We start from the raw sequence: 25,851 nt of genomic DNA, 5'->3' as shown, positions 1-25,851 counted from the left end.
AGAAGGGGAGGGAGTCAACATGATCGAATTAAAAGGGCGCACCATTCAGGCCGAGGTTGAACCCATTAGCGGTCAGTCCCTGCTCGATCTCGCACTCAAGCATAAGGTTGACTGGGGCTTTTCCTGTACGCGTGGCACTTGTGCTCGTTGCCGGTGTCTTGTTCTGGAGGGAATGGAGTATCTGGAGGAGATTACAGATGCAGAATGGGACAGGCTTGATGAAGACGAGATGGAGGAAGGGTATCGCTTGGGTTGCCAGGCCATTGTGAAGCCGGGGGCTGGCACCATTCGAGCGGTAAACAAAACCTATTTTTGAATGACCTATTGTAAAAGGATGTGTCCGTCATCATGTGTGCGGAAGTAAGTATAGTCCAAAGCCTGGCTGAGATCGCCCGACTTACCGAAGCCGCCGACGCGGCATGGGTCGTGGGCGGCAGTGCCGGGCTGCTGCTGCGCGGCCTGGCACTCGAGCGCCCGCCCAGTGATCTTGATCTGTATGCGGACGAGCAGGATGCCGCCCGCATACACGAGGTGTTGTCCTTGTATGCTACGGACAAGCCTGAACGAAGCCGGACATCGCTCTATGATTCGGTTCTTAGCCATTACCGGATCGGTACCGTACAGGTTGAACTGGTCGGTGGATTTTGCATTTCTCAGCCAGCTGGCAACTACCGGACAGAGATTCGCGAGCTGTTGTTTCCTGCTGCTCCACACATGGAGGTAGAGGGCAGGACAATTGCACTTGTACCGCTTGTGCATGAACTCCTGTTCAATGCACTCCGTGAGCGTTCGGATCGCACGTCGTTAATTGCTGCAGCGATCCAGGCAGCCCCCGACAACTCTGAGCATGTGAGGCTGTTGAATACGATTGCCCAGCGTAATAAGCTATCTCCGGCCCTACTGATGCAGATGGAGGCCTGGATAGAGGCAGACAGGGACGGTGAGTGAAGATGAAGGTAACGGTGACATTTTTACCTGATGATCGTTCCATTGAGGTTGCAAAAGGGACAACGGTTATGGATGCAGCGAGACGGGCGGGCATTGCGATCCGTTCGCGCTGTGGCTTTAAGGCGGGTTGTCTCATGTGCAAAGTGACGGATCGCAGCCCATCAGGAGAAGGATTGGCACCAGCTGCTGAATTGGAACGACGCAAGCTTGCGGGACAGCTGACGGAAGGCATCCGATTGTCGTGTCAGGCTCGTGTTGCAGGTGATGCAAGAATCGAAGTGCCGGAAGATCCGCTGAAAGCGGCCATCAGACGAAGGCTGGCCGAGGCGCAGCAAGAGGATGAATTGTGGTAAGCAAGGAGTGAACAGGATGAAACCAAGGACAAGTTGGCGGACGGTATTGCTGATGGCGCTGATGACCGTATTACTGAGCGGCTGTATGTATCCGCGGGAGAATCTGGCGCAAAATCAGGGCGGTGTCCGTGAAGCTGTACGAAACATGCAAAGTGTAATCGAGGAATACCAGGAGCGCACCGGCTTGCTGCCCATTCTTAACAGTGATGCCGAGACGCCAACCTATGAGAAATACCGCATCGACATGAAGCGGCTGCAAGAGCTTGGGTATATCGGAGAGATTCCATCGCTTTCGTTCGAAAAAGGTGGAAACTACTACTTCATGATTATTAACGAGACCACCGAGCCGGCTGTGAAGCTCATGGATCTGGTTCTTTTTCAACGCATCAATGAAATTGAGCGAGCCATCAGTGAGCATAGAACGATAGGTGGAGGTGGGCTGCCGGTTGGCGAAGAGGCCTATCCAGGCTTCTACAGAATTGATTACAGTCAATTGACGATACAAGAGCCGCAGCTGCGGAGCGTGTTTTCGGGCAGCTACATTACGGCTATGATTGATGAAGAGGGCGTAGTTTATGCCGATTATGGGATGGATATTGCCAGATTGATCCGGGAGGGCGACGTGAATGCTGGGCCGGAGGAAGATTTGCGAGCGTTGCTTGCCGAACAGTCAGACTATGTCCCGGTGAAGGCGCCAGTGTATCAAATGGTTGATGGTGAAGTGCAAGCGGCAGCGAATGTGCAGCCCTAACAATTAATCCGGTTACGCCCAAGGCGTCACCGGTTTTTTTATTTCGAAGAAAAGGCTCCACTTTGTGGGGATGTATTAGGCATACCTGATCCTCCACATACATATATCCTTTCTTGGAAGGTGCAACGTGTTCTTGTCCAAGGTTCCGAATGATTCAAGAAAACAACCTGTACGGAATCGGAATAAAACACGATCTGCCACATATGATGTTACTAGTCCAAATTGATGTACGAGTTACTGTTGCTTGCCAATGCACCGCAAGTGACCTGAGCGGCGAGCCCTGGCGACTATCGTCACCAACCAACACAGGTAGCCAAAGTCGCAGCACCTTGTACTCCGAAATTTCATTGGGAGGGGATATTCAGTGGAGAAAGTGGACATTTTCAAAGACATTGCCGAGCGAACTGGTGGGGATATTTACCTCGGTGTCGTCGGTGCGGTCCGCACAGGCAAATCGACATTCATTAAACGTTTTATGGAGACTGTTGTATTACCGAACATAACGAGCGAATCTGACCGCGTCCGCGCTGTCGATGAGCTTCCACAGAGCGCAGCAGGCAAGACGATCATGACGACAGAGCCCAAATTTGTCCCGAATCAAGCCGTACAAATCAATGTAGCGGAAGGACTCGAGGTCAATGTTCGGTTAGTCGACTGTGTCGGTTATGCTGTAGAAGGCGCTAAAGGATATGAGGACGAGAATGGTCCGCGCATGATCTCTACACCATGGTTCGAAGAGCCGATTCCATTCCAGGAAGCCGCGGAGATCGGAACGCGTAAGGTGATCCAGGAGCATTCGACGCTCGGCGTTGTCATTACGACGGACGGCTCGATCGCTGAAATCTCCAGGAATTCGTACGTTGAAGCCGAGGAGCGCGTGATTAATGAACTGAAGGAAGTAGGCAAACCCTTCGTGCTGATTGTCAATTCAACGAAGCCGAAGGGTGAGGAAGCACTGCAACTGCGGAATGAACTGCAAACCAAATATGACATTCCCGTCATGACCATGAGCGTCGCTACGATGGGGGAAGACGAAGTGATGTCGGTACTGCGGGAAGTGCTCTATGAGTTCCCGGTGCATGAGGTCAATGTCAACCTGCCAAGCTGGGTCATGGTGCTGCAAGAGAACCATTGGGTTCGCAGCAACTATGAGAATTCGGTTCGGGATACCGTAAAGGATATTCGCCGCCTGCGCGACGTCGACCGGGTGGTTGATCAGTTTATGGAATATGAATTTATCGCAAGAGCTGGTCTGAGCGGTATGAATATGGGGCAAGGCGTGGCAGAGATTGATCTGTACGCTCCTGATGAGCTCTATGACCAGATTCTGATGGAAGTGGTCGGTGTTGAAATTCGCGGCAAGGATCATCTCCTGCAGCTGATGCAAGAGTTCTCGCACGCCAAGCGGGAGTACGATCGGTTTGCAGAGGCACTGGAGATGGTCAAAACGACGGGCTACGGCATCGCGGCACCTACGCTTGCAGAGATGGCACTGGATGACCCAGAGCTGATTCGTCAGGGCTCACGCTTCGGCGTCCGTCTCAAAGCAACCGCACCTTCGATTCACATGATTCGGGTTGATGTGGAGTCGGAGTTCGCACCAATCATCGGCACGGAGAAGCAAAGTGAAGAGCTGGTACGCTATCTGATGCAGGACTTCGAGAACGATCCTATCAAAATCTGGGAGTCTGATATCTTCGGTCGCTCGCTTCATTCCATCGTGCGAGAGGGCATTCAAGGCAAGATTGCCATGATGCCGGACAATGCTCGATACAAGCTGCAGGAGACGCTCGGACGGATCATCAACGAGGGCTCTGGTGGCCTGATCGCTATCATTCTCTAGTAAAAAAATAAGGCTGTGTGTTCGCTGCAAATAGCGAACACACCGCCTTTTTTCTTAAGAAATGTCAGTAAAATCGGGCGTTTAGCGGTTTTTCTGTGAAAACTTCTTAATCTACTTGAAATTCCGAAACGGCTGTATTACTATAAATTTGTTGTGAATCAAGGTATAAAAACGATTGATTCGGTTAAACAGAATGATATTGGAAGCGACCAACGTTGCCGTCAGAGGAGGTGAACACATGAATAAAACAGACTTGATTGCTAAAGTAGCTGAAACAACTGAACTTTCCAAGAAGGATGCGACAAAAGCGGTAGATGCTGTTTTTGATGCCATCTCTGATGCGCTGCAAAGCGGAGACAAGGTTCAACTGGTTGGCTTTGGTAACTTCGAGGTACGTGAGCGTTCCGCCCGTAAAGGCCGTAACCCGCAAACCGGTGAAGAGATCGAGATCGCTGCAAGCAAAATGCCAGCGTTCAAACCAGGTAAATCCCTGAAGGATCTGGTTTCCAACTAATCCTGACCCAGCGACGTCCGAATGATCCTGTTCGGACGTTTTTTTAACTTCCCGGGCTTGCAATCTTTCTATTGACTTTTGAAACGAATTTCGGTAGACTCGATTTTGCAACTTACAGTGGCAACTCAGCGTTACTTCGTGATCAAAAGCGTTCGGACGCTTTTCAGCACCGAGAAGGTTGGAGGCAGGAGGAAATGAGGAGCGGAGCGTAGGTGGGCCTACGTGAGCACCTAAGAGTTTCCGGAGGAAACTGGCTTCGTAAGCATCCTCTTAGTTCCGACTGCATTCAAGATTCAACGTCGAATCAGCATCCTGAGACACTTCGTGATCAAAAGCATTTTCTTCGGGGTATGGCGCAGCCTGGTAGCGCGCACCCTTGGGGTGGGTGAGGTCGCAGGTTCAAATCCTGTTACTCCGACCAGTTACATAATTTGCAGACTGCCTTCCTAATGTCCGGTTCCCGGTGGGAAGGCCGTTTTTTTGAAAAAACGGATTATCAGATCAGAGGAGGGCTCAGTCAATGGACGCGACACACGGCGATTATATTGTAGTGAAGGCCAAGGAGCAGGGCGTACAGGTCATCGGTTTGACACGCGGGCTGGATACGAAATTTCACCACACGGAGAAGCTGGACCGGGGAGAAGTTCTGATTGCCCAATTTACGGACCATACCTCTGCGATCAAAATTCGGGGCAAAGCAACGGTTATGACCAAATACGGTTCCGTCGACACCGATTAAGCAGGCATAGCCTGCTTTTTTTGTTATACACTGTAGTATGGAGCTTGGCTTGAATGTTCACCTTGCCGAGCGCCAAATCCGGTGTAAGGGGCGCTCTCATGCGGGTCTGGAAGCAGTTACTGCTCTCGTCTGTTATGGCCGTACTTGTCACCTCTCTTCTTGTGCTTCTGCCGCTGGGTCCCGTTCAGCGACAAGACGCTTCTGTTTTCCAGCCAGAGGACCCAACGAGATTAGGGTTATATAATCTTGTGGATGTAATGGATAGCGAGGCCTGGCAGAGCAAGCTCGGGCGAGTCAACTGGAACCAAGGCGAACTAGCCGTTGATTATCTGGTTCCTCGTCACGTGCAACCGGAGGCACTAAGCAGAGATTTACTCATGCTGCTCCAGTTGGCCTTTATCAAGAAGTCAAACATTGACCGGCTGCTCGTCCGTTTTCTGGAACCGGTCGGCGAGGAAAACTCTGCTACTCGTGTCAATGAAGACCAGGCTATTAGGACAACGGAGCATCCCGGTTTGTTAATGGCTGCAGACATCCGCAGGTCAGATGGTGAATTGGCCCGTTACCTGGAGAGAATGATGCCGAGCGACATTTTGCAGCCGCAGTGGAGAGAACATTTTCGGATCACCGTCACACCACGCTGGTTCAGGCGCTTCGGAGCATGGCCGGATTAAATGCGGGGCGGGTCAAAGTGCTTCAGACTGGACACACTTTTGATATACTTCTGATTTTGGATTGTGCTATAATAATTTAGATATTGGTTCAAAAAGAGGATGACAGCTGTTCGGAGGCTTGACCGATGAAACCCTACAGAATACCTGAGATGGCTACAAAATATATCGCATACGATATGATCCACCGTTATACCGGTCTACCGGCATTTGCTGAGGCAAGGACTCGTTTGCTCTATGCTGCGCTTGCCAGTCAACCGGCTACATCGAAGCACAGTGAATTGTACGCGCTGGTTGCTGGACTGCTTCAGCTAGGACTCGACACGCACGACTGGATCGACACTGACCGGTCAATCGGTTCCGAAGCGGATATGCGCGCCAGACAGCTCAAGGTGCTGGGCGGCGATTATTTTAGCGGGCGTTTTTATCATTTGCTTGCGCAAGCTGGTGAATTGGCAGCAATACAAAAGCTTAGCGCGGCTGCCTATGAGATTAACCGGCTAAAGATGGATCAGTATATGGAGATGCAGCAGGAGCAATTGGACGGTGAGCGCTATGTCGACTTCGGCGTGGCGCAGCGAGCTGAGCTGCTGCTTGCGTTCACGAGCTTGCTGGATGAAGAATTGGCGGCTAACTGGCACTTGCTTGCTGAGACGGTTAGCCGTGCCGAGCTGCTGGCTGCCGAGCTGGACAGGTTGCACGATCCAGCTGGCTTTCACTGGAGCCTAGGCTATTGGCTCTTGCAGCAGGAAGCCCAGGCTTCACGAGCGGATATTCACGATCGGCTCACGGAGGAGCTGAAGCAGAGTGTATCGCAATTGTATGATTATGCGGAGACGCTGGGTGCCAGTATGGCAGCCGAAGTGCGGGGGATTGGGGACGCTTTGCTGTCCGCGCCTCATATTTTTGCTCCTGCATTCAACGAGACGAGGTGACACAGATGGACCCACAGGCCAAGGAGCAGCATGTGCACTCGGTGTTTGAGAGTATTGCGCCCAAATACGATATGATGAATGATCTAATCAGCTTTGGCAGACATAAAGCCTGGCGGAAATTCACGATGCGCAAGATGGCTATGAAACCAGGCGATACGGCAATTGATCTATGCTGTGGAACGTGCGATTGGACCATTGATATTGCACATACGAGCAAGAAGGGTGGAATCGTAGGATTGGATTTCAGCCAAGCGATGCTAGATGTCGGGAAGGGCAAAGTGGCCAAGCTCGGTCTTGCGGACCAGATTTCGCTCGTCCAGGGCAATGCGATGGACCTGCCTTTTCCAGATAATCATTTCGATTATGCGACGATCGGGTTTGGTCTTCGTAATGTCCCTGACCTTGTGAAGGTGCTTCAAGAAATGCAGCGGGTCGTCAAACCAGGCGGTCAAGTCGTATGCCTTGAGATGTCCAAGCCGGGCTGGCAGCCATTCAAATTTTTCTACTATCTTTATTTTCAACAGATTATGCCGCTCATTGGCAAGTTTGTGGCCAAGCGGCACGAACAATACAAGTGGCTCCCTGAATCGCTGGTTCATTTTCCAGACCGGGAACGGCTGGCTGAGATTTATCGCGAGATCGGCTTGCAACAGGTGAAGGCCTACTCGTTTGCCGGCGGCGTAGCTGCCCTTCATATGGGAACGAAGGGAACGGATAAGGCATGATTCGCAAAACACGCATCTTCCTGGAAATGATTAAATTTGAACATACGATCTTTGCCTTGCCATTCGCGTTTGTCGGTGCCATTCTGGGTGCTGTCACGATGCAAGATCGATTGCCCGCATGGTCGGAAATCGGCTGGGTCATCCTTGCGATGATTGGTGCGCGGAGTGCGGCAATGGGATTGAATCGGCTGATCGACAAAGCGATTGACCTGCGTAATCCCCGGACGGAGAAGCGGGCCTTGCCTGCAGGGCTTTTGCGTTCTGGCGAGGTGCTGGCCTTCATTATCATTTCATTCGCTTTGTTATTTTTCGCAGCTTTTCAGCTCAACCCGCTGTCTGTCACGCTGCTGCCGCTCGCAGTGTTCATGCTCGTCATTTATTCCTACACCAAGCGGTTTACCTGGCTCTGTCATGTCGTGCTTGGACTGACGATTGGACTGGCTCCGCTGGGCGGCTGGGTCGCGGTAACGGGTGCAGTGGATGGAACAGCCATTTTGCTATATCTCTCTGTTGCACTTTGGACAGCCGGGTTTGATATCATTTATGCGTGTCAGGACTTTGAATACGATCGGAAGGTCCGCTTACATTCGATTCCTGCCCGCTTCGGCTTGGCCAAGGCATTGGGCATTGCACGCGTCTTTCATGCTTGCACTGGCGCTGGACTGATTGCACTGTACTGGCTTACAGATTTGGGCCTGGGGTATCTGATTGGCTTGCTGGTGGCGTTATTCATTCTGTTCTACCAGCATCGCTTGGTCAAGCCTCATGACCTGACCAGACTGGACACGGCCTTCTTCACCATGAACGGCACGCTTAGCATGGTTGTGTTCATCTTTACCCTGCTTGACCTGGTGGTGCTGCATCAATGGTAGATCCATATCGTACTGGAGCCCCGCGATGGATCGTCGGTATAACCGGCGCCAGCGGGGCCGTCTACGGCATACGACTCTGTGAGGAGTTGCTGGCTGCCGGCGTCAGTCTGCATCTGGTTATAACCGATGCAGGTTGGCGAGTAATCAAGGAAGAGCTTGGTTGGAATGTGACCAAACGGCAGGAAACGCTGGAGCAGCACTTTGGCGAGATGGCCGGGAGCAGCCTTCATTATTATGATAACCGGGATATTGGAGCAGCGATTGCGAGCGGCTCATTTCTAACCGAAGGCATGGTCATCATGCCATGCTCGATGGGTTCGCTCTCGAGTATAGCCCATGGTTCCTCGGGTAATCTGCTTGCACGTGCGGCAGACGTGATGCTGAAGGAAGGCCGCAAGCTGCTGCTTGTGCCTCGGGAGACACCGCTGCATGCGATTCATTTGGAAAATATGCTGACTCTGTCCAGATTGGGCGTCAAGCTCATTCCGGCTATGCCGGCTTTTTATTACAAGCCTCAGTCGATGGAGGAAATGGTCAATTTTCTGGTCGGCAAGGTAATGGACAACATGCCGCTAGCGCACAATCTGTACAGAAGATGGGGGGAAGAGCAACATGGAGAGCACACACCCGATAACCCTCGGACGGATTGACTATGCCAACGCATGGCCGATTTTTTTTCATTTTAGGGAAGAGCATCTAGGCGGGAGAGTACGACTCTCCACACAAGTACCGGCCCGTCTTAATGAAGCCTTGAAAAAACGGGAGCTGGATGTGGCTGCCGTCTCATCCTTTGCTTATGCGCAGAACAGCGAAGATTATGTGCTGCTTCCCGGTCTGTCTGTTAGCGCAGAGGACCGGGTCAACTCCATTCTGTTGTTTCTGAAGCGGCCGCTTGAAGAGGTGCTGCGGGGAACGATTGCCATGACCGACACATCGGCGACCTCAGTAAACCTGCTGCGAATTCTGATGCATGAATATTATGGCGCTTCGCCGCAGTACAAGACAATGGCGCCTTCCCTCGATGAGATGCTGGAGAGCGCCGATGCCGCACTATTAATTGGGGATACCGCAATTAAGGCATCCTGGCGCCAGACCGGCTGCGAGGTGATTGATCTCGGAGCATTGTGGCGGAGCTGGACCGGCCACGGTATGACGTTCGCTGTCGTAGCAGCACGCAAGGACATCGCGAGCAGTCAAGGCAGCCTGCTTAGCGAGCTGCACGAAGCCTTGCTTGAGAGTAAGCGCCGAAGTCTGCAGGACCTAACTCCGCTGATTGCCAAAGCCTGCAACGAGCTGGGGGGAGAGGCAGATTATTGGCAAAGGTACTTTCAGGAGTTGAATTATGACTTCGGTCCAAGCCAGCAGGCTGGACTGGCCTTGTACCTTCGTTATGCAAGAAAGCTTGGATTACTGAAGCAGGATGTACGGATGCAATATTTGAACCATCAATCTTTGTCGCACGGGTGAACGAATGAAACTACTGGAATTATACGCAAAACTGAAAACTGACCTGCAGGTGATCGAGCGCGAGCTGGAATCGGTTGTGAGCTCCAATCACGAGCTGCTTAGCGAGACCTCGCTGCATTTGCTCAAAGCGGGAGGCAAACGGCTGCGTCCAGCCTTTGTACTGCTGGCCGGCAAGTTCGGGGATTACCGGCTGGATCGTCTGAAGCGCATTGCCGTGCCTCTGGAGCTGATTCACATGGCCTCGCTTGTGCATGACGATGTCATTGATAATGCGGAGACCAGACGTGGCAAGCTGACCGTAAAATCCAAATGGGATAACCGGATTGCCATGTACACGGGGGACTATATCTATGCCAAAGCGCTCATGATCGTCACGGAACTGGATAACCCGGAGATCCACCGCGTGCTCTCACGGGCCATTCTCCAGATGTCGATCGGCGAAATGGAGCAAATCCGGGATTTCTTCAATACCTCCCAGTCCATTCGCAACTATATGCGGCGCATCCGCCGTAAAACCGCGCTCCTGATAGCCGTCAGCTGCCAACTCGGCGCCATTGCAGCAGATAGTGACCGACAGCATGCGCTGAGGTTATACCGGTTCGGCTACAATGTGGGCATGGCGTTCCAGATTCGCGACGATGTGCTGGACATCTGCGGCACCGAGAAGCAGATTGGCAAGCCTCCCGGCTCCGATATTACTCAGGGGAATATTACGCTCCCCGTGTTATTGGCTCTGCAGGATCCCAAGATCGGTGAGGAGCTGCGTGAGGAGATTGCCAGCATTCGCGATTTGGGCTCGTCTGCCGACATTACGCGTACGCTTAAGATGATCCGCAACAGCGATGGCATTGCCCGTTCAGAGCAATTGGCTGACCGGTATATTAATAAAGCGATCGCTGCGCTAGAAGGCTTGCCTGATCTAACGGCCAAGCAGCATTTGATGGATATTGCGCGATTTGTGGCCAAGCGTAATTTCTAAATATACGACTTTTTATCTCTGAAGGAGGCTTATGTTATGGAACAAACCTTTCTGATGATTAAGCCGGACGGCGTGCAGCGGGGACTGATCGGAGAGATCGTCAGCAGGTTCGAGAAAAAGGGCCTGCAGCTTGCAGCAGCCAAATTCATTCGACTGGACCGTAAGCTGGCAGAAGCGCATTATGCGGAACATGTCGGCAGGCCTTATTACGATCCTCTGATCGATTTTATTACGTCCGGACCGGTTTTTGCGATGGTGTGGCGGGGCGACGGCGTTATTGCACTTTCCCGGGCGCTGATTGGCAAGACAGATGCTCTGCAGGCTGCACCAGGAACGATCCGTTCCGATTATGCTGTACATACGAATTTTAATTTGATTCATGGTTCGGATTCAGTCGACAATGCCGAACGTGAGATCAACCTGTACTTCTCGCCAGAGGAGCTCGTTGATTATGAGCATACGATCCAGCGCTGGATCTAAGGCTCTGCTAGGGTTAGCCATCTAAGTCAGACGAGGGGGAGCATCTGTTGGAGGATCAGGATTTTAGTTTGTTCATCAAGCGGATCAAGGAGAAAACGGCGATTGATTTATCGCAGTACAAGGAAGCGCAGATGAAGCGTCGACTAACGACACTTCGTACCAAACACGGATTCACAACCTTTCATACCTATATGGATGCGCTTCAGAAGGATCCGCAGCTGATGAATGAGTTTTTGGACCGGATGACGATCAATGTCTCCGAGTTTTGGCGTAACCCCAACCGGTGGCAAGCGTTGGAACAACGGTTTTTGCCTGAACTCATGAAGGAATCCCCCCGACTGAGGATCTGGAGTGCGGCTTGCTCGACTGGTGAGGAGCCTTACACCCTTGCAATGATTTTGGATCATCTGAGCGTATTGGACCGCTCGTCGATTCTGGCGACCGATTTGGATCACAAGGTACTGGAGAAAGCCCAAAGCGGCAACTACCTGGACCGGTCGATCCGGGATGTGCCCCCTGCCTATATTAAGCGTTATTTCACGATGAGCGATGATCTGTACGCTGTTCAAGGATTACTTAAAAAGGCCGTCAAGTTCAAGCAGCATAACCTGTTGCATGATCGGTTCGAAGGGCCGTTTGATCTGATCGTTTGCCGCAATGTGATGATCTATTTCACTGAAGAGGCCAAGCAGCAGCTCTATCGGAAGTTCTCCCAAGCCCTGCGTCCCGGCGGTGTGCTGTTTGTTGGCAGTACGGAACAAATCTTCTCACCGGCCCAGTACGATCTGGAGACGGTAGAGACGTTTTTCTACCGCAAGCGCAGAGGATGAATAGTCCAGCCCATCTTCTCCAATACTAGAGCTACTGACCATTTCTTGGAGGGAAGCTTACATGGATAAGGTGAAGGTCATCACCGCCTACCGCTGCGGGATGATCACGATACAGGAATGTGCCCAGATTCTAGGTGTGGAAGGCCGGCATTTGACAGGGATTCTTAATGATCCCAAGTTAACCTATGAACCGGCTGCAAGACTTGTAAGACATACGGTCACCGGCTAAACGCTGACTGTGCGACGAAGCCCGTCTCCATGGAGACGGGCTTCGTGCTGTTCATGGGATGAAGGCGCTATTTCTTGTCAAACCTGCAGGCCTATACTATAATTAGCAAAGATGTCGGGCGGGCTGGCGATGCCCGCCCGTAGCGAGACTATGCGCGTATGATTCGCATCCTGCATGCGGATTTTGGAAACCTGGAGGAGGAACCAAAGTGAGTTTGCGATATTTGACAGCAGGGGAGACACACGGCCCCCAGCTTACGGCCATTATTGAGGGATTGCCCAGCAATTTGACCCTGGATTTTGAAGAGCTGAACTTTCAACTGCAGCGTCGCCAGAAGGGCCATGGCCGAGGCCGTCGCATGCAGATTGAAAAGGATACGGCAGAAATTGTCGGTGGCGTTCGCCATGGTCGAACAACCGGAGCGCCGATTGCCCTTGTCGTTGCCAACAATGACTGGAAGCACTGGACCAAGGTGATGAATATTGAGCCGATTGAAGGCGGTGACGAGGAGAAGCGCCGTGTACATCGGCCGCGTCCCGGTCATGCCGACTTGAACGGTGGTCTCAAATATAATCTGAAAGATCTGCGCAACGTGCTGGAGCGCTCGAGCGCCCGTGAGACAGCTGCACGCGTAGCGATTGGTGCCGTAGCAAGGCAACTGCTGGCAGAGTTCGGCATTAAGGTGGCTGGACAAGTTATCCGTATCGGCGAGATTGAAGCGCCGGCCAATCAGCTCCCCGTAGATGAGCTGATTGCGCGCACCGAGGAATCCCCGGTACGGGTCGTGGATAAGGAAACAGAAGAAAAAATGATGGCTCATATCGACCAGGTCAAAGCCGAAGGTGACTCCATCGGCGGTATCGTCGAGTGTGTCATCGAAGGGGTGCCCGTTGGTTTGGGCAGTCATGTGCAGTGGGACCGTAAGCTTGATGCGAGAATCGCTCAGGCTGTTGTGTCCATTAACGCATTCAAGGGCTGCGAGATTGGTATTGGTTTTGAGGCGGCCGGCATGCGGGGCTTCAAGGTCCATGACGAAATCCTGTACACGGAGGAGCTGGGGTATCATCGCGCTTCCAATCGTGCAGGAGGATTCGAGGGCGGCATGACGACAGGTGAGCAGATTGTTGTACGCGGCGTTATGAAGCCAATCCCCACATTGTACAAGCCTCTGCGGAGTGTGGATATTGATACCAAAGAACCGTTTACCGCCCAAGTCGAACGTTCAGACAGCTGTGCAGTCCCTGCTGCAAGCGTCGTAATGGAGCATGTTGTCACGTGGGAGGTTGCCCGTGCGTTCATGGAGAAGTTCGGCGGCGATTCCATCGACGAGATTCGTGCCAATGTTGCATCCTATCTTGAGCAAGTGAAGGAGTACTAAGATGAGAGAGTTAACTGTTGATCTTGGCGAACGTTCGTATCCGATATACATTGGTGAGGGGCTCCTGCAGCGAGCAGGCGAGCTGTTCACCCGGCATGGAATCGTGAAACAATCTCCGGTATTGATTGTGTCCGATACACAGGTGGCGCCGCATTATCTCGCTCCTCTGACCGAGCAATTGGAGCAGGCAGGCTATGAGGTCGTTTCCTACGTTGTACCGTCCGGCGAATCCTCCAAGTCGCTAGAAATGTTTGAGCAGATTATGACGCAGGCGCTGCAGGCGGGACTTGATCGTAAATCTGCCGTTGTAGCCCTTGGCGGCGGTGTTGTCGGGGATCTTGCAGGCTACGTGGCGGCCGCTTATATGCGCGGCATCCGGTTCATTCAGGTGCCGACGACGATTCTAGCGCATGATAGCAGTGTCGGTGGTAAGGTTGCTGTCAACCACAGACTGGCCAAGAACGTCATTGGTGCCTTTCACCAGCCGGAACTGGTGCTGTATGATCTCAGCACACTACAATCCCTTCCGCCCCGGGATGTTCGCTCCGGCTTGTCCGAAGTGGTCAAGCATGGTTTAATCTGGGATGCGGAGTTTGTCGATTGGGTAGATGAACATGCAGACAAACTGCTTGCTCTGGATAGCGATGCGCTAGGTTATGCGCTATACAAAGGCTGCAGCGTTAAAGCGTCTGTCGTTTCCCAGGACGAGCGGGAGAGCAGCCTGCGGGCGATCCTGAATCTGGGTCACACCATCGGGCATGCCCTGGAGGCAGTCGGCCATTATGGCGAGCTGCCGCACGGTGAAGCCATCTCCATCGGCATGGTCGGCGCGGCCCGTTTAGGCGTTGAACTCGGCGCGCCGGAGGAGGTCTACACCGTAACCAAGCGGGTACTGCAGCGCTGCGGCCTGCCAGTAAGGCTGCCAGAGCATTACGATGTGGATGCCATTATAGAGGCCATGATGTTTGACAAGAAATTTGTTGAGGGCCGGATGGTATTTATCGTGCCAACAGCCATCGGCAAGGTAGAAATTAATCACAGGATTGAAGCAGATCAAGTGCGGGCGATTGTGGAGCAGTTGAAGAAGGAGGACATATAGAGATGAATGTTCGCGGAATTCGCGGGGCGATCACAGTAGACGCCAATGAAGAACAGCAGATTCTTGATGCTACCGCTCAGATGCTGGATGCGATGATTCAAGAGAATCAATTGGTGCCAGATCAGGTAGGCAGTATTTTTATAACCGTTACCCACGACCTGGATGCAGCTTTTCCAGCTGTTGCGATCCGGCGTTTGCCGGGTTGGGATCTGGTACCGCTGATGTGCTCACTCGAGGTGCCGGTCAAAGGCAGTTTGCAGCACTGCATCCGTTTGATGGTGATGGTCAACACGGACCGCGGCCAGGACGAAATTCGGCATATTTACCTCGGCGGGGCAAGGGCGCTTCGTCCGGATCTGGCAGCCAAGAATTGACGAATGTTGCGGGCTGATGTATAGTGGTGAATAGTATTAGTTAGCTGGTAACCATTCCAGGATGAGTGTAGTAGTCGTTAGAGTTGAGACGAGCAGAGCATAGCCTAGTGAGAGAAGAGCTGAGTTGAGTAGAGAATGCTTTTTAGGACAGATGCAGGATGAGATTAGGTGAGGTAGGTTTAGTTTGTCATGCCTATCATCTTTTCTGTTACGCTGCCTTCCTTTTGCATTCCAGATTCAGGCCTAATCGATCACATGCTCCTGCTGTCCGCAGGGGCTTTTTTATTGTTATGGCAGATGGAGCCATCCCCGCTGATGCAAGGAATTTTATTAGATGAAGGAAGGGATTGCTTATGACCACTGAATTACAGCACGTCATTGCTTTAGCCCGGCAGTACAATCTGATCCCGATCGCACGTCATGCCCTGGCGGACACAGAAACGCCGATCCGCCTGTTTCAGCACTTCAGCAAGGAGAGACATGCCTTTCTGCTGGAGAGTGTGGAGGGAGGCGTGAAATGGGCCCGGTATTCGTATATCGGAACAGACCCGTTCATGTTGGTATCCGGTAAAAACGGCGAGATGACGATTGAAGACAAGCAGGGGAAACAGACAGTGAGCGAACAGCCGCTGGAGCTCTTGAAGGCTAGACTCAGGAGCTATCGCAGTCCGGCCATGCCGGGTTTGCCCTCCTTCACCGGCGGCGCCATCGGTTTCTTCGGGTATGATTTGCTTCAGTATTATGAGAAACTTCCTGCTCACCGCATCGATGATTTGGATATGAATGATCTGCAATTCATGTTTTGCGATCAGATTATTGTGTTTGACCACGTCAAGCAGCAGATTCAGGTCATTGGTAATGTGCATGTTCCAGAAGGGGCAACAGACGCTGTTATTGCAGAAGTATATGAAGCGACACTCGCAAGGATCGATGCGACGATTGCCAGACTCCAGCAGCCATTGACTGTACCGATGATGACAAGCGCCGGGATGCCTTCCGATCCCGAGCTTGGCGAGGTGAACTCCAATGTGACCGAGGAGCAATTTATCAATAATGTGCATCAAGCCAAAGAGTACATCCGGGCAGGGGATATTTTTCAGGTCGTGCTCTCGCAGCGCTTCAGCATAGACACCGAGGTTGACCCATTGCATGTCTATCGGGTGCTGCGGACCATGAACCCGTCCCCCTATATGTACTATCTCAAGATGGATGACGAGATTATCGTCGGGACTTCGCCTGAAGCATTGGTCAAGGTAGATGGCGAACGGGTTGAGACCCGTCCGATCGCTGGTACGCGTCCACGCGGCAAGACGGAGGAAGAGGATCTGGCCTTGGAGCAAGAGCTGCTGGCAGACGAAAAAGAACGCGCGGAGCATTTGATGCTCGTGGACCTGGGACGCAACGATATCGGCCGTGTCGCCGAGTTCGGCTCCGTGCATTGTGACTCTTATATGGAAATTGAGCGGTATTCGCATGTAATGCACATCGTCTCCAACGTATCCGGCAAGCTTCGTCAAGACAAGGACTTCTTCGATGCCTTTGTATCTTGCATGCCAGCTGGTACAGTGTCCGGCGCGCCGAAGCTGCGGGCAATGGAGATCATCGCCGAACTGGAGAACGAGGCTAGGGGCGCATATGCGGGAGCGATCGGATACCTCGGATTTGGGGGCAGCCTCAATACCTGTATCACGATTCGCACAATTATTTTCAAGCACGGCAAAGCGTACGTTCAAGCAGGGGCAGGTATCGTGTGGGATTCGGTGCCAGAGAAAGAATACGAAGAGACGGTTAACAAGGCAAAGGCAAGTCTCAAGGCGATTCGCGCAGCGGAAGCGATGTTTCCAACCACCGGGCATCAACCGCCGGTAGGTGCCGTCAATAGGGATTACTATATACAAACATAGGGGGAAGCTGAGATGACGACGCAGACAATGACCATGCAGCTGGCCTTGTCCCGTTTGATCGAAGGACTGGATCTGACGCGCGCCGAGGCAGCAGCTACAATGGATATTATAATGAGCGGAGAGGCAACGCCGGCCCAGATTGCCGGAGTTGTCACCGCTCTGCGAATGAAAGGCGAGACGATTGACGAGATTACGGGGTTTGCAGAAGTCATGCGCAGCCGTTCGAACCGTGTACTGACGGAGCAGACGGGTTTGCTGGACACATGCGGAACCGGAGGCTCTGGCATCCATAAATTCAATATCTCAACTGCTTCGGCGATTATTGCTGCAGCTGCTGGCGTCCGGGTTGCCAAGCACGGTAATCGGGCCATGTCCGGCAAAGCGGGAAGTGCCGATGTACTGGAAGCGCTGGGCGTGGACATTACGCTCACCGCGGAACAGGCGGGGGAATGTCTGGACCGGATCGGAATCTGTTTCATGTTCGCCCAGTTGTTCCATCCATCGATGCGGCATGCGGCAGTGCCGCGCAAGGAGTTGGGCGTCCGCACGATATTCAACATGCTGGGGCCACTTACGAATCCGGCTGGAGCAGACAGGCAGCTGCTGGGCATTTATGACCGTTCACGAACCGAGACGGTAGCTGGCGTCCTCGGCCGTCTGGGACTGCAGCGGGCGATGGTGGTAAGCAGCCATGACGGACTGGATGAGATCAGTATCTCTGCCCCGACTCAAATCTCCGAGCTCAAAGACGGTCAATTAAGCACGTATGATATTACGCCAGAAGAGCTTGGTTTACAGACCTATCCGCTGGGCGAAGTCATGGGTGGAGACGCGCTAACCAATGCGGGATTGATTCGGCAGGTGTTGAGTGGCGAAGAACAGCGCGCGTACCGGGCAATCGTAGCGGCTAATGCCGGCGCATGCATTTACGTGGGTGGTGGTGCAGCCAGTTTGCAGGATGGAGTGGCCATCGCGCAGCAAACCATAGATAACGGCAATGCAGCCGCCAAGCTGGAGCAACTGATTCAAACGACAGGAGAGTGCGCACATGTTTCTTGATACAATCGTTGCAACGAAGCGGCGTGAAGTGGAGCTTTTGAGCAGCCAATTCGTGCTTGAGGAGTATGAACGACGGATTGCGCATCTGCAGCCGTGCCGCGGATTTGAGAAGGCATTGACAGAACGTCGGCAGCGGCCGCTCGGTTTAATTGCAGAAGTCAAGAAAGCATCGCCTTCCAAAGGTTTGATTCGGGAGGATTTTGATCCGGTGGCCTTGGCTCAGATCTATGAGGCGGCTGGTGCGGACTGTATTTCGGTCTTGACTGATGTAGATTATTTTCAAGGCTCGCCTGCTTATTTGACTGCCGTAAGCGAGGCTGTGAAGCTACCCTTGCTGCGCAAGGATTTTATTATCGATTATCGTCAAGTCTATGAAGCGCGGACCATGGGGGCGGATGCGGTACTGCTGATTGCGGCGATTCTGACTGCCGAGCAATTGTCTGAATACGATACGCTTGCCCGTTCGCTCGGCATGGATGTGCTGGTAGAGGTGCATGATGAGCAGGAATTGACCACCGTACTGGAGATTGGTCAGGCTACGCTAATTGGCGTAAACAACCGTGATCTCCGTTCGTTTGTTACAGATTTGAAGACGACCGAGCGCTTAATCGGCATGATGCCGAAGCAGGCCACAGTTATTAGCGAGAGCGGCATCGCTTCTCCGGATGATATTGACTATTTGTCAGGCATTGGTGCGCATGGGGTACTCATCGGCGAATCATTTATGAGGCAGCCTGATGTGCGTCAGGCAGTCAATACGATTATGGGCGAGACTGAACGCCGATGAGCACGCGTGTAAAGGTTTGCGGGCTGCGTGATGTCGACACGCTGCGGGCGATGGATGGCCTAGGTATGGATGAGATTGGATTTGTTTTTGCCAAGAGCCGCAGGCAGGTAACGCCTCCGCAGGCGGCTGAGCTGATCCGGCAGACCTCCGCGCTGCGCAATGCGCGGGGTGTGGCGCCCCGTACGGTGGGCGTCTTCGTCAATCCGACTTTTGCTGAGCTGCAAGAGCTGCTTGTAGTGGCACCACTCGATGTCATCCAGCTGCATGGCGAAGAGTCTCCCGAGCTGTGTCGTGAGGTTCGGGACAGCCTGGGTCGGGAAGTATGGAAAGTGCAATCCGTTGGCGACGAAGGGGAGGAGCCCTCCACCCGGTTGGCGCCTTATGCAGGCTCGGTTGATGCCCTGTTGATCGATACAGCAGGCGGCGGCACGGGACGGACGTTCCGGTGGGATCTGATCCCCGCATATGCGGAGGTGGCCCGTCAGTATCATTTGCCTTTATATGTAGCAGGAGGCTTGCATCCCGGCAATGTACAAGAGCTGATCCGAGGGTATGCACCGGATGGCATCGATGTGTCCAGCGGTGTGGAAAAGGACGGCGTCAAGGATATTGCCTTAATCAAGAAGTTCATTGAAAGGGTGGAGAAAGCATGAAGCAAGTGCCAGATAGCAGCGGCCGATACGGCATCTTCGGCGGGCGTTATGTCCCCGAGACGTTAATGAATGCTTTGTTTGAATTGGAAGAGGCTTATGCCCATTATGCGAAGGATCCCGACTTTGTCGCCGAGGTCCGTTACTGGCTCAAAAAATACTCCGGCCGGCCAACCTCGCTGTACTACGCGGAGCGTCTGACCGAGCATCTGGGCGGAGCCAAGATCTATCTGAAGCGGGAGGACCTGAATCACACGGGTGCTCATAAAATTAACAATACTCTCGGTCAAGGCGTATTGGCCAAGCGTATGGGAAAAACCAAAATCATTGCGGAAACGGGAGCAGGCCAGCACGGCGTAGCATCGGCTACCGTAGCGGCACTTTTGGGACTAGAGTGCAAGGTATTTATGGGTGAAGAAGATACGAAGCGCCAGCAGCTTAATGTATTCCGCATGAATCTGCTGGGAGCTGAGGTTGTACCGGTCACTTCGGGTACCCGAACCCTTAAGGATGCCTGTAATGAGACGCTTCGCTACTGGGTCAGCCATGTAGACGATACCTATTATATTCTAGGTTCTGTAACTGGGCCGCATCCTTACCCGATGATTGTCCGCGATTTTCAGCGGATTATCGGAGATGAGGCAAGAGCGCAGATGCTGGAAGAGCATGGGGCCTTGCCCGATTATGTCGTGGCGGCAGTCGGCGGCGGCAGTAATGCCATCGGGATTTTCTATCCTTTCATTGAGGATGAGTCCGTGCAGTTGATTGGCGTCGAGGCCGCTGGCAGAGGCGTGGATACGGATGAGCACGCGGCTACCATGACCAAGGGCAGCCATGGGGTATTCCAAGGCTCCATGAGCTACGTGCTGCAAGACGAGTATGGACAGGTACAACCGGCGCATTCTATCTCGGCTGGTCTTGACTACCCGGGCATTGGGCCGGAGCATGCGTATCTGAAAGATTCGGGAAGAGCAAGCTACGTGCCGGTGACGGATGCCGAGGCGCTGGAGGCGCTGCAACTGCTCTCCCGCAAGGAAGGCATTATTCCCGCCTTGGAATCGGCACATGCGATTGCCCAGACGATGAAGCTGGCGCCTACGCTGGGCCCGGACAAAACCATCATCGTCAGCCTCTCCGGTCGTGGCGACAAAGACGTAGAATCGATCATGGGTTATTTGGGAGGGTCTGAACATGAATCGAATTGATGAAACCTTCCAGCAGCTGAAGCAGCGCAAGGAGACGGCGCTGATCCCGTTTATTACGGTAGGCGATCCTGATCTGGAGACGACGGTGGAGATCATTCGCACGCTGGAGGAAGCCGGTGCGGACATGATCGAACTCGGCGTTCCTTATTCAGATCCGCTTGCTGACGGTCCAGTCATTCAACGAGCCTCTGGACGTGCGCTTCAGCATCGGATCACCGTAGAGAATTGCATCGGCGTTGCATCGGCGGCTAGGTCTGCTGGCGTGAAGCTGCCATTTATCCTGTTCTCTTACTTTAACCCTATCTTGCGTATGGGCCTTGACCGCTTCTTCGAGCTTGTTACCGAGCACGGAATCAGCGGCTTGATTATCCCGGATCTGCCGATTGAAGAAGACAGCGAAGTGCGTGCAATGGCGGAGGCGGCTAACGTGCACTTGATCCCGCTTGTCGCTCCGACCTCCAATGATCGAGTAAAACGGATTGCGGAGCAAGCCAGAGGATTTGTATATTGCGTTTCCTCATTGGGCGTAACCGGCGTACGTGCTGATTTCCACCATGGCATCGATGAGTTTCTCCAGACGGTACGTTCGGCAACCGATACGCCGATCGCAGTCGGGTTCGGCATTTCCAGCAGGGAGCAAGTGCTACGTTTCGCTGGACAGACAGACGGCGTTATTGTGGGGAGTGCCATTGTACGTCGGATCGAAGAATCGATTCCCAAGCTTCAAGATCCTTCTCTTCGGGAAGAGGGCTTGCGTGAAATATCTGACTATGTCCGTCAACTGAAGGTTTAAATCCACCTCAACTTATGAGACAATAGGTTTCATAAAGGTAAGTTGAACTTCTTATACAATTGTCGATGAGGTGACCCTATTGAAGCCAAAGCAAAATATAACTCACTTGCCCGTCTACCAGCCAGGCAAGCCGGTCGAGGACGTAAAACGGGAGCTGGGACTGACCGAGGTCATTAAGCTGGCCTCCAATGAAAACCCTTATGGCTGTTCAGAACAAGCCAAGGCTGCTATCACGGCGGAGCTGTCCAAAACCAGTATTTATCCGGATGGCGCAAGTGTAGCATTGACCCAGGATATCGCGACGCGTCTGAGCGTCTCCACGGATCAACTGATCTTCGGAGCCGGCTCGGACGAGGTCATTCTGATGCTCGCACGGGCGTATATCGTCCCAGGCGACGAGACGATTATAGCGGATGAGACCTTCCCGCAATACAAGCATAACGCCGAGATTGAGAATGCGGTCGTTATTGAGGTCCCCCTCAAGGACGGCAAGCATGATTTGGAAGCCATGCTGGAGCGTGTAACCGACAAAACCAAGATCGTATGGATTTGTAATCCCAATAATCCGACAGGCACGATTGTGACCCATGACGAAGTGGAAAACTTCCTAACGCGTGTACCAGATTCGGTTCTTGTTGTCCTGGACGAAGCCTACTGCGAGTATATTGAAGGCTCTGCATATCCGGATGGTCTGGCACTGCTTAAGAAGCATCCGAACCTGGTGCTGCTTCGCACGTTTTCCAAAATCTATGGACTGGCTTCTCTTCGTATCGGTTACGGAATCGGAAGCGCTGACGTCATCCGGTCCATTAATCAGGTCCGTGAGCCCTTCAACACGACAAGGTTTGCGCAGACCGCAGCGCGTGCAGCACTGGCCGATGAAGACTTTATCCGCATGTGCCGTGAGAGCAACACGACGGGAATCCGCTATCTGACAGGGGAATTCGATCGTCTGGGACTGCCGTACTTCCCGGCGTATGGGAACTTCATCATGTTTGATGCCAAGCATCCGTCGCAGCAGGTGTTTGACGGACTGCTTCGCAAAGGCATTATCGCCAGGGCCCGCTGGTCCTATTACCCTACGCATATTCGGATTACCGTAGGCAACCAGGAGCAAAACGAGAAATTTATCGCTGCCCTGGAGGAAGTGCTGCAGGAACTTGCAGTGCAAGTGTAGCCGATGACCAAAATTGCAATTTTTGGTGTAGGGCTGATGGGCGGCTCGTTAGCTCTGTGCTTCAAAGGCAAGCCGGATCTCTACGTCGTAGGCCATTCGGTTCGGGAGTCGTCGGTAGCCAAGTATATGGAGCATGGCGTCGTTGACCACGCCACGACCTCGATGGAGGAAGCGGCTGCGGATGCCGATTTCATCTTCTTGTGCGTACCGGTCGGCTCATTGTCCGAGTATGTGGAGGCGCTCAGCCGACTCCCGCTCAAGCCAGGCTGCATAATTACCGATGTTGGCAGCACCAAGGCTTCTGTTGCGGCTTGTGCCCGGGAGGTTCAGCTTGGTGAGGCGATCTTCATTGGCGGGCATCCGATGGCCGGCTCGGAGCGGTCGGGCGTTGAAGCAGCTACACCGTATCTCTATGAGAATGCTTTTTACGTCTTGACCCCAGAGCCAGGGACGCCGCAGGATGCACTGAACAGGCTGCAAGAGCTGCTCGTCTATACCAGAGCCAAGATTGTTAGCGTCGACCCGGAACTTCATGACGAGATTGTCGGCGCGATCAGTCATCTCCCGCATATTATCGCGGTGGCTTTGGTCAATCAAGTCCGCGGCTATCACGAGAACAACGATCTCTATGGCATGTTGGCTGCCGGAGGATTCCGAGACATCACGCGAATCGCAGCCAGCGAACCGGTGGTATGGCGTGATATTCTGCTCGGCAACAAGCAGGTACTGCTCCAGCTGTTGAAGGACTGGCAGCAGGAGACCGAGCGATTCGTGGCATTGCTCGAGCAAGAGAACGGCGATGGGATAGAGGAAGCCTTCCGGCTCGCCGGAGCCTTCCGCAACCAGTTGCCGGAGCGTCGCAAGGGCATGATTCACTCCTTGTATGAATGTTACGTCGATGTCCCGGATCATCCGGGAATCATCGGCAAGATTGCAACCCTGCTGGGGGACCAGCGGATCAACCTCAGCAACTTGCAGATCATTGAGAGCCGGGAGGATGTGCCGGGAATCTTGCGGCTTTCCTTCCGCGAACAAGCCGATCTCGATGCGGCCAGGGACTTGCTGGAATCACTCGGTTATACGGTGCATTAAATGTAATGTACGGAGGCATGGGCTACCTGTTGGCCCATGCTTTTTTGTTGCTTGTTTTCTACAACACTTTTAGTTTTTCGCAAAAAAAATGAAAACGCTTATTGACAAATTGAAAACGGATACATATAATAAGAACTACAGTATGGTTTCTCTCCACTCCTATCCAAAACTGTTTGCCTCGAGAATAGGCAAGGACCACTCATTGAGTGGTCTTTTTTTTGTTGTTTTGGAATTTGTGATTTTCTGCGTGCTATAGATACGGTGTCCCCACCAACCGTGGGCTGTAAGCCACCTTTCTTCCTTTATTCGCTCGCAGAACCGCCAACCGCAGGCAGTAAGACACCTTTTTTCCTCTATTCACTCGTAGATCCTCAACCGTGGGCTGTAAGACACCTTTCTTCCTCTATTCGCTAGCAGATCCGCCAACCGTCGAGTGTTTTGGCGCTGCGAGCTTCGTGGTCGTAGAACCGTGAGAATTTTGTTGGACTTTTGCGTCAATCTCAGAATCAACGCCAATCTTTAGAAAAGATTTGGAACGCTCCCAAACTACATGTGGTAAAATAAAGCTATATTTTTTGCGGCAATATGGCGGATGCTTCCAATCGGTTCAGATCGGTTAATAATAGATTCGCACTTTTTTTGTTGCTAACCGCAACTTTTTCCTTCCGGTTCGGTACTAACTTATAATGAGAGATCTGGCAAGTCGATTATCAAGAAATGCCAAGACCAATGATCTCCAGTTGTAATCCGGGCACGGGATGATCACTCCGAAGGCCAAGGAGGGTCGCTTGTATGACGGATTCCCAATTAATCAAAGCTATCAAAGACGGTAATGTTCAGCTGTACTCGGATCTGATGCGTCGATACCAGCGCAAGATCCTCGCTTTTATCTACCACATGCTCAAAGGTGCAGGCATGGAGATCTTGGCCGAGGATTTGTGCTCGGAGACATTCTACAAGGCGTATCGGAGCCTGCATTCGTTTCGTGAGGTAGACGCCTCCTTCTCCACGTGGCTCTATACGATCGCCCGCAACACGGTACTTAGTGAACTGCGCAAGCAAAAGTCAGGGAACATCTCCCTGGATGAATCAGGATACATACCGGTTGCACCCATCGAGACAGTACCCGAGCAGCAGCTGCTGCTCAATGAACGGATGTCGCTCGTGCGACAAGCCATTAACAATCTGCCCGAGAAGCAACGCTCCGCGCTTATCCTTCGCGAGTATGACCAGCTGGAATACCAGGAGATCGCCGAGATTCTCGGGCAATCGGTCAGTTCCGTCAAATCGTTACTGTTTCGGGCAAGAGCGAGTGTCAAATCGCAGCTGGAGCCCTATTTTGGAGAGACAAGTACGATAGTGGAATACGAAGGGATGAAGTTCAGATGACATGTGAAGAAGCGCAAGAAACATTCGCATGGTATTGGGATCTGGCAGCCGATGACCCCGCCCGTCAGGCGGTTGATCAACACGCTTTTCATTGTGTGTGCTGCCAGGAAGAATTACGTTTGTGGGAAGAGAGCAGGAGCTTGGTGCGTGCTCTTGGGGCTGAGCAGGAATTTAGGGCGGATACCCTAAATGGCATCAACCATCAGGTCATGGACCGGATTAACCGGGAGCAGTCCTGGCTGACGCCACTGCGAAGAAAAAGCCGTGCATTCACTGGCAAGCTTCGCCGCAAGACTGTCGCTGCGACGGCATGTGCGATGCTTTTCTTTCTAGCAGGATTGTTCTACCTGATAACCGGGGGGACAACCCAGCATCCAGCCGAGCAGATTATTCAGATGCCGGGCATACTGGATGGCAGTGGGGCGACCACGGTGAGTGCCAAGTTTTATGAGAACGTGCCGATGGCGAGCATTAGTGATCCAATTATGTTGCATGGATCGCCGTCGATATCGCCTTATCTGGTAGCGATGTCGCTCGCCGCGTTACTTATGACGCTCCTTGCTATGAATTGGCTGCTCCGCACACGAACATGACGAAGCTCTCCAGCG

The 25,851-nt window shown here is 52.8% G+C and carries 30 protein-coding genes and 1 tRNA gene; all 31 read left to right on the top strand.

The window, feature by feature from the left end; genetic code table 11:
* The first annotated feature begins 19 nt into the window (after nt 1-19).
* Complete coding sequence (locus F556_RS0109425; RefSeq protein WP_020616691.1) at nt 20-316, top strand: 2Fe-2S iron-sulfur cluster-binding protein; 297 nt, start codon at nt 20-22, stop codon at nt 314-316.
* A 32-nt stretch (nt 317-348) separates the two neighbouring features.
* Nucleotides 349-948, top strand: a complete 600-nt coding sequence (locus F556_RS33625) for a nucleotidyltransferase domain-containing protein (protein WP_020616690.1) — start codon at nt 349-351, stop codon at nt 946-948.
* A gap of 2 nt (nt 949-950) precedes the next feature.
* Nucleotides 951-1,301, top strand: a complete 351-nt coding sequence (locus F556_RS0109415) for a 2Fe-2S iron-sulfur cluster-binding protein (protein ID WP_026297199.1) — start codon at nt 951-953, stop codon at nt 1,299-1,301.
* Nucleotides 1,302-1,317: 16 nt separating this feature from the next.
* Nucleotides 1,318-2,052: a hypothetical protein gene (locus F556_RS0109410; protein ID WP_020616688.1), complete on the top strand. Its 735-nt coding sequence runs from the start codon at nt 1,318-1,320 to the stop codon at nt 2,050-2,052.
* A gap of 364 nt (nt 2,053-2,416) precedes the next feature.
* A complete protein-coding gene (gene spoIVA / locus F556_RS0109405; RefSeq protein WP_020616687.1) occupies nt 2,417-3,895 on the top strand; it encodes a stage IV sporulation protein A in 1,479 nt (492 codons plus the stop codon).
* Nucleotides 3,896-4,133: 238 nt separating this feature from the next.
* On the top strand, nt 4,134-4,409 hold the full coding sequence (locus F556_RS0109400; protein ID WP_020616686.1) for an HU family DNA-binding protein: 276 nt from the start codon (nt 4,134-4,136) through the stop codon (nt 4,407-4,409).
* Between the two features lie 344 nt (nt 4,410-4,753).
* Nucleotides 4,754-4,830: transfer RNA gene (locus F556_RS0109395), tRNA-Pro, on the top strand.
* 99 nt (nt 4,831-4,929) lie between these two features.
* Complete coding sequence (gene mtrB, locus F556_RS0109390; protein ID WP_020616685.1) at nt 4,930-5,148, top strand: trp RNA-binding attenuation protein MtrB; 219 nt, start codon at nt 4,930-4,932, stop codon at nt 5,146-5,148.
* Between the two features lie 53 nt (nt 5,149-5,201).
* Entirely contained in the window at nt 5,202-5,822 is a 621-nt protein-coding gene (locus tag F556_RS0109385; RefSeq protein ID WP_020616684.1) for a hypothetical protein, read from the top strand.
* Nucleotides 5,823-5,947: 125 nt separating this feature from the next.
* A complete protein-coding gene (locus tag F556_RS33620; RefSeq protein ID WP_020616683.1) occupies nt 5,948-6,754 on the top strand; it encodes a heptaprenyl diphosphate synthase component 1 in 807 nt (268 codons plus the stop codon).
* Nucleotides 6,755-6,759: 5 nt separating this feature from the next.
* Nucleotides 6,760-7,479 (top strand): demethylmenaquinone methyltransferase, encoded by a 720-nt coding sequence (locus F556_RS0109375; protein WP_020616682.1) that lies wholly within the window; start codon nt 6,760-6,762, stop codon nt 7,477-7,479.
* The gene (locus F556_RS0109370; protein ID WP_020616681.1) at nt 7,476-8,351 is read left to right on the top strand and encodes a UbiA-like polyprenyltransferase; all 876 of its coding nucleotides are present in this window, start codon (nt 7,476-7,478) and stop codon (nt 8,349-8,351) included. The genes F556_RS0109375 and F556_RS0109370 overlap by 4 nt, the downstream gene beginning before the upstream one ends.
* Nucleotides 8,345-9,001 (top strand): UbiX family flavin prenyltransferase, encoded by a 657-nt coding sequence (locus tag F556_RS0109365; protein ID WP_020616680.1) that lies wholly within the window; start codon nt 8,345-8,347, stop codon nt 8,999-9,001. The genes F556_RS0109370 and F556_RS0109365 overlap by 7 nt, the downstream gene beginning before the upstream one ends.
* Nucleotides 8,964-9,818, top strand: coding sequence for a menaquinone biosynthetic enzyme MqnA/MqnD family protein (locus F556_RS0109360; RefSeq protein ID WP_020616679.1), 855 nt, complete (start codon nt 8,964-8,966; stop codon nt 9,816-9,818). Before F556_RS0109365 ends, F556_RS0109360 begins: the two co-directional genes overlap by 38 nt.
* 4 nt (nt 9,819-9,822) lie before the next feature.
* The gene (hepT, locus tag F556_RS0109355; RefSeq protein WP_020616678.1) at nt 9,823-10,797 is read left to right on the top strand and encodes a heptaprenyl diphosphate synthase component II; all 975 of its coding nucleotides are present in this window, start codon (nt 9,823-9,825) and stop codon (nt 10,795-10,797) included.
* 36 nt (nt 10,798-10,833) lie between these two features.
* Nucleotides 10,834-11,277, top strand: coding sequence for a nucleoside-diphosphate kinase (gene ndk / locus F556_RS0109350; RefSeq protein WP_020616677.1), 444 nt, complete (start codon nt 10,834-10,836; stop codon nt 11,275-11,277).
* A 47-nt stretch (nt 11,278-11,324) separates the two neighbouring features.
* Nucleotides 11,325-12,107 carry a CheR family methyltransferase gene (locus F556_RS0109345; protein WP_020616676.1) on the top strand — a complete coding sequence of 261 codons (783 nt, stop codon included), beginning with the start codon at nt 11,325-11,327 and terminating at the stop codon, nt 12,105-12,107.
* A gap of 61 nt (nt 12,108-12,168) precedes the next feature.
* Nucleotides 12,169-12,336 (top strand): hypothetical protein, encoded by a 168-nt coding sequence (locus tag F556_RS38315; protein WP_020616675.1) that lies wholly within the window; start codon nt 12,169-12,171, stop codon nt 12,334-12,336.
* Nucleotides 12,337-12,544: 208 nt separating this feature from the next.
* Complete coding sequence (gene aroC / locus F556_RS0109335) at nt 12,545-13,714, top strand: chorismate synthase (protein WP_020616674.1); 1,170 nt, start codon at nt 12,545-12,547, stop codon at nt 13,712-13,714.
* A gap of 1 nt (nt 13,715) precedes the next feature.
* Entirely contained in the window at nt 13,716-14,813 is a 1,098-nt protein-coding gene (gene aroB / locus F556_RS0109330; protein WP_020616673.1) for a 3-dehydroquinate synthase, read from the top strand.
* A gap of 2 nt (nt 14,814-14,815) precedes the next feature.
* The gene (gene aroH, locus F556_RS0109325) at nt 14,816-15,187 is read left to right on the top strand and encodes a chorismate mutase (protein ID WP_020616672.1); all 372 of its coding nucleotides are present in this window, start codon (nt 14,816-14,818) and stop codon (nt 15,185-15,187) included.
* Nucleotides 15,188-15,540: 353 nt separating this feature from the next.
* Nucleotides 15,541-17,091 (top strand): anthranilate synthase component I, encoded by a 1,551-nt coding sequence (trpE, locus tag F556_RS0109320; RefSeq protein WP_020616671.1) that lies wholly within the window; start codon nt 15,541-15,543, stop codon nt 17,089-17,091.
* Between the two features lie 12 nt (nt 17,092-17,103).
* The gene (trpD, locus tag F556_RS0109315) at nt 17,104-18,150 is read left to right on the top strand and encodes an anthranilate phosphoribosyltransferase (RefSeq protein ID WP_020616670.1); all 1,047 of its coding nucleotides are present in this window, start codon (nt 17,104-17,106) and stop codon (nt 18,148-18,150) included.
* A complete protein-coding gene (gene trpC / locus F556_RS0109310; RefSeq protein ID WP_020616669.1) occupies nt 18,140-18,937 on the top strand; it encodes an indole-3-glycerol phosphate synthase TrpC in 798 nt (265 codons plus the stop codon). The genes trpD and trpC overlap by 11 nt, the downstream gene beginning before the upstream one ends.
* The gene (locus F556_RS0109305; protein WP_026297197.1) at nt 18,934-19,590 is read left to right on the top strand and encodes a phosphoribosylanthranilate isomerase; all 657 of its coding nucleotides are present in this window, start codon (nt 18,934-18,936) and stop codon (nt 19,588-19,590) included. The genes trpC and F556_RS0109305 overlap by 4 nt, the downstream gene beginning before the upstream one ends.
* The gene (gene trpB / locus F556_RS0109300; protein WP_020616667.1) at nt 19,587-20,792 is read left to right on the top strand and encodes a tryptophan synthase subunit beta; all 1,206 of its coding nucleotides are present in this window, start codon (nt 19,587-19,589) and stop codon (nt 20,790-20,792) included. The genes F556_RS0109305 and trpB overlap by 4 nt, the downstream gene beginning before the upstream one ends.
* The gene (trpA, locus tag F556_RS0109295; RefSeq protein WP_020616666.1) at nt 20,779-21,585 is read left to right on the top strand and encodes a tryptophan synthase subunit alpha; all 807 of its coding nucleotides are present in this window, start codon (nt 20,779-20,781) and stop codon (nt 21,583-21,585) included. The genes trpB and trpA overlap by 14 nt, the downstream gene beginning before the upstream one ends.
* 79 nt (nt 21,586-21,664) lie before the next feature.
* Nucleotides 21,665-22,762: a histidinol-phosphate transaminase gene (hisC, locus tag F556_RS0109290; RefSeq protein ID WP_020616665.1), complete on the top strand. Its 1,098-nt coding sequence runs from the start codon at nt 21,665-21,667 to the stop codon at nt 22,760-22,762.
* Nucleotides 22,763-22,765: 3 nt separating this feature from the next.
* Complete coding sequence (locus F556_RS0109285; RefSeq protein ID WP_020616664.1) at nt 22,766-23,854, top strand: prephenate dehydrogenase; 1,089 nt, start codon at nt 22,766-22,768, stop codon at nt 23,852-23,854.
* 792 nt (nt 23,855-24,646) lie between these two features.
* Complete coding sequence (locus F556_RS0109280; RefSeq protein WP_020616663.1) at nt 24,647-25,243, top strand: RNA polymerase sigma factor; 597 nt, start codon at nt 24,647-24,649, stop codon at nt 25,241-25,243.
* Nucleotides 25,240-25,836: an anti-sigma factor gene (locus tag F556_RS0109275; RefSeq protein WP_020616662.1), complete on the top strand. Its 597-nt coding sequence runs from the start codon at nt 25,240-25,242 to the stop codon at nt 25,834-25,836. The genes F556_RS0109280 and F556_RS0109275 overlap by 4 nt, the downstream gene beginning before the upstream one ends.
* The last annotated feature ends 15 nt before the right edge of the window (nt 25,837-25,851 follow it).

It is taken from the genome of Paenibacillus daejeonensis DSM 15491, assembly GCF_000378385.1.
Lineage (GTDB): Bacteria > Bacillota > Bacilli > Paenibacillales > Paenibacillaceae > Paenibacillus_D > Paenibacillus_D daejeonensis.
The sequence above is the reverse complement of the archived record's forward strand: the minus strand, read 5'-3'. Positions and strand labels throughout refer to the sequence as shown.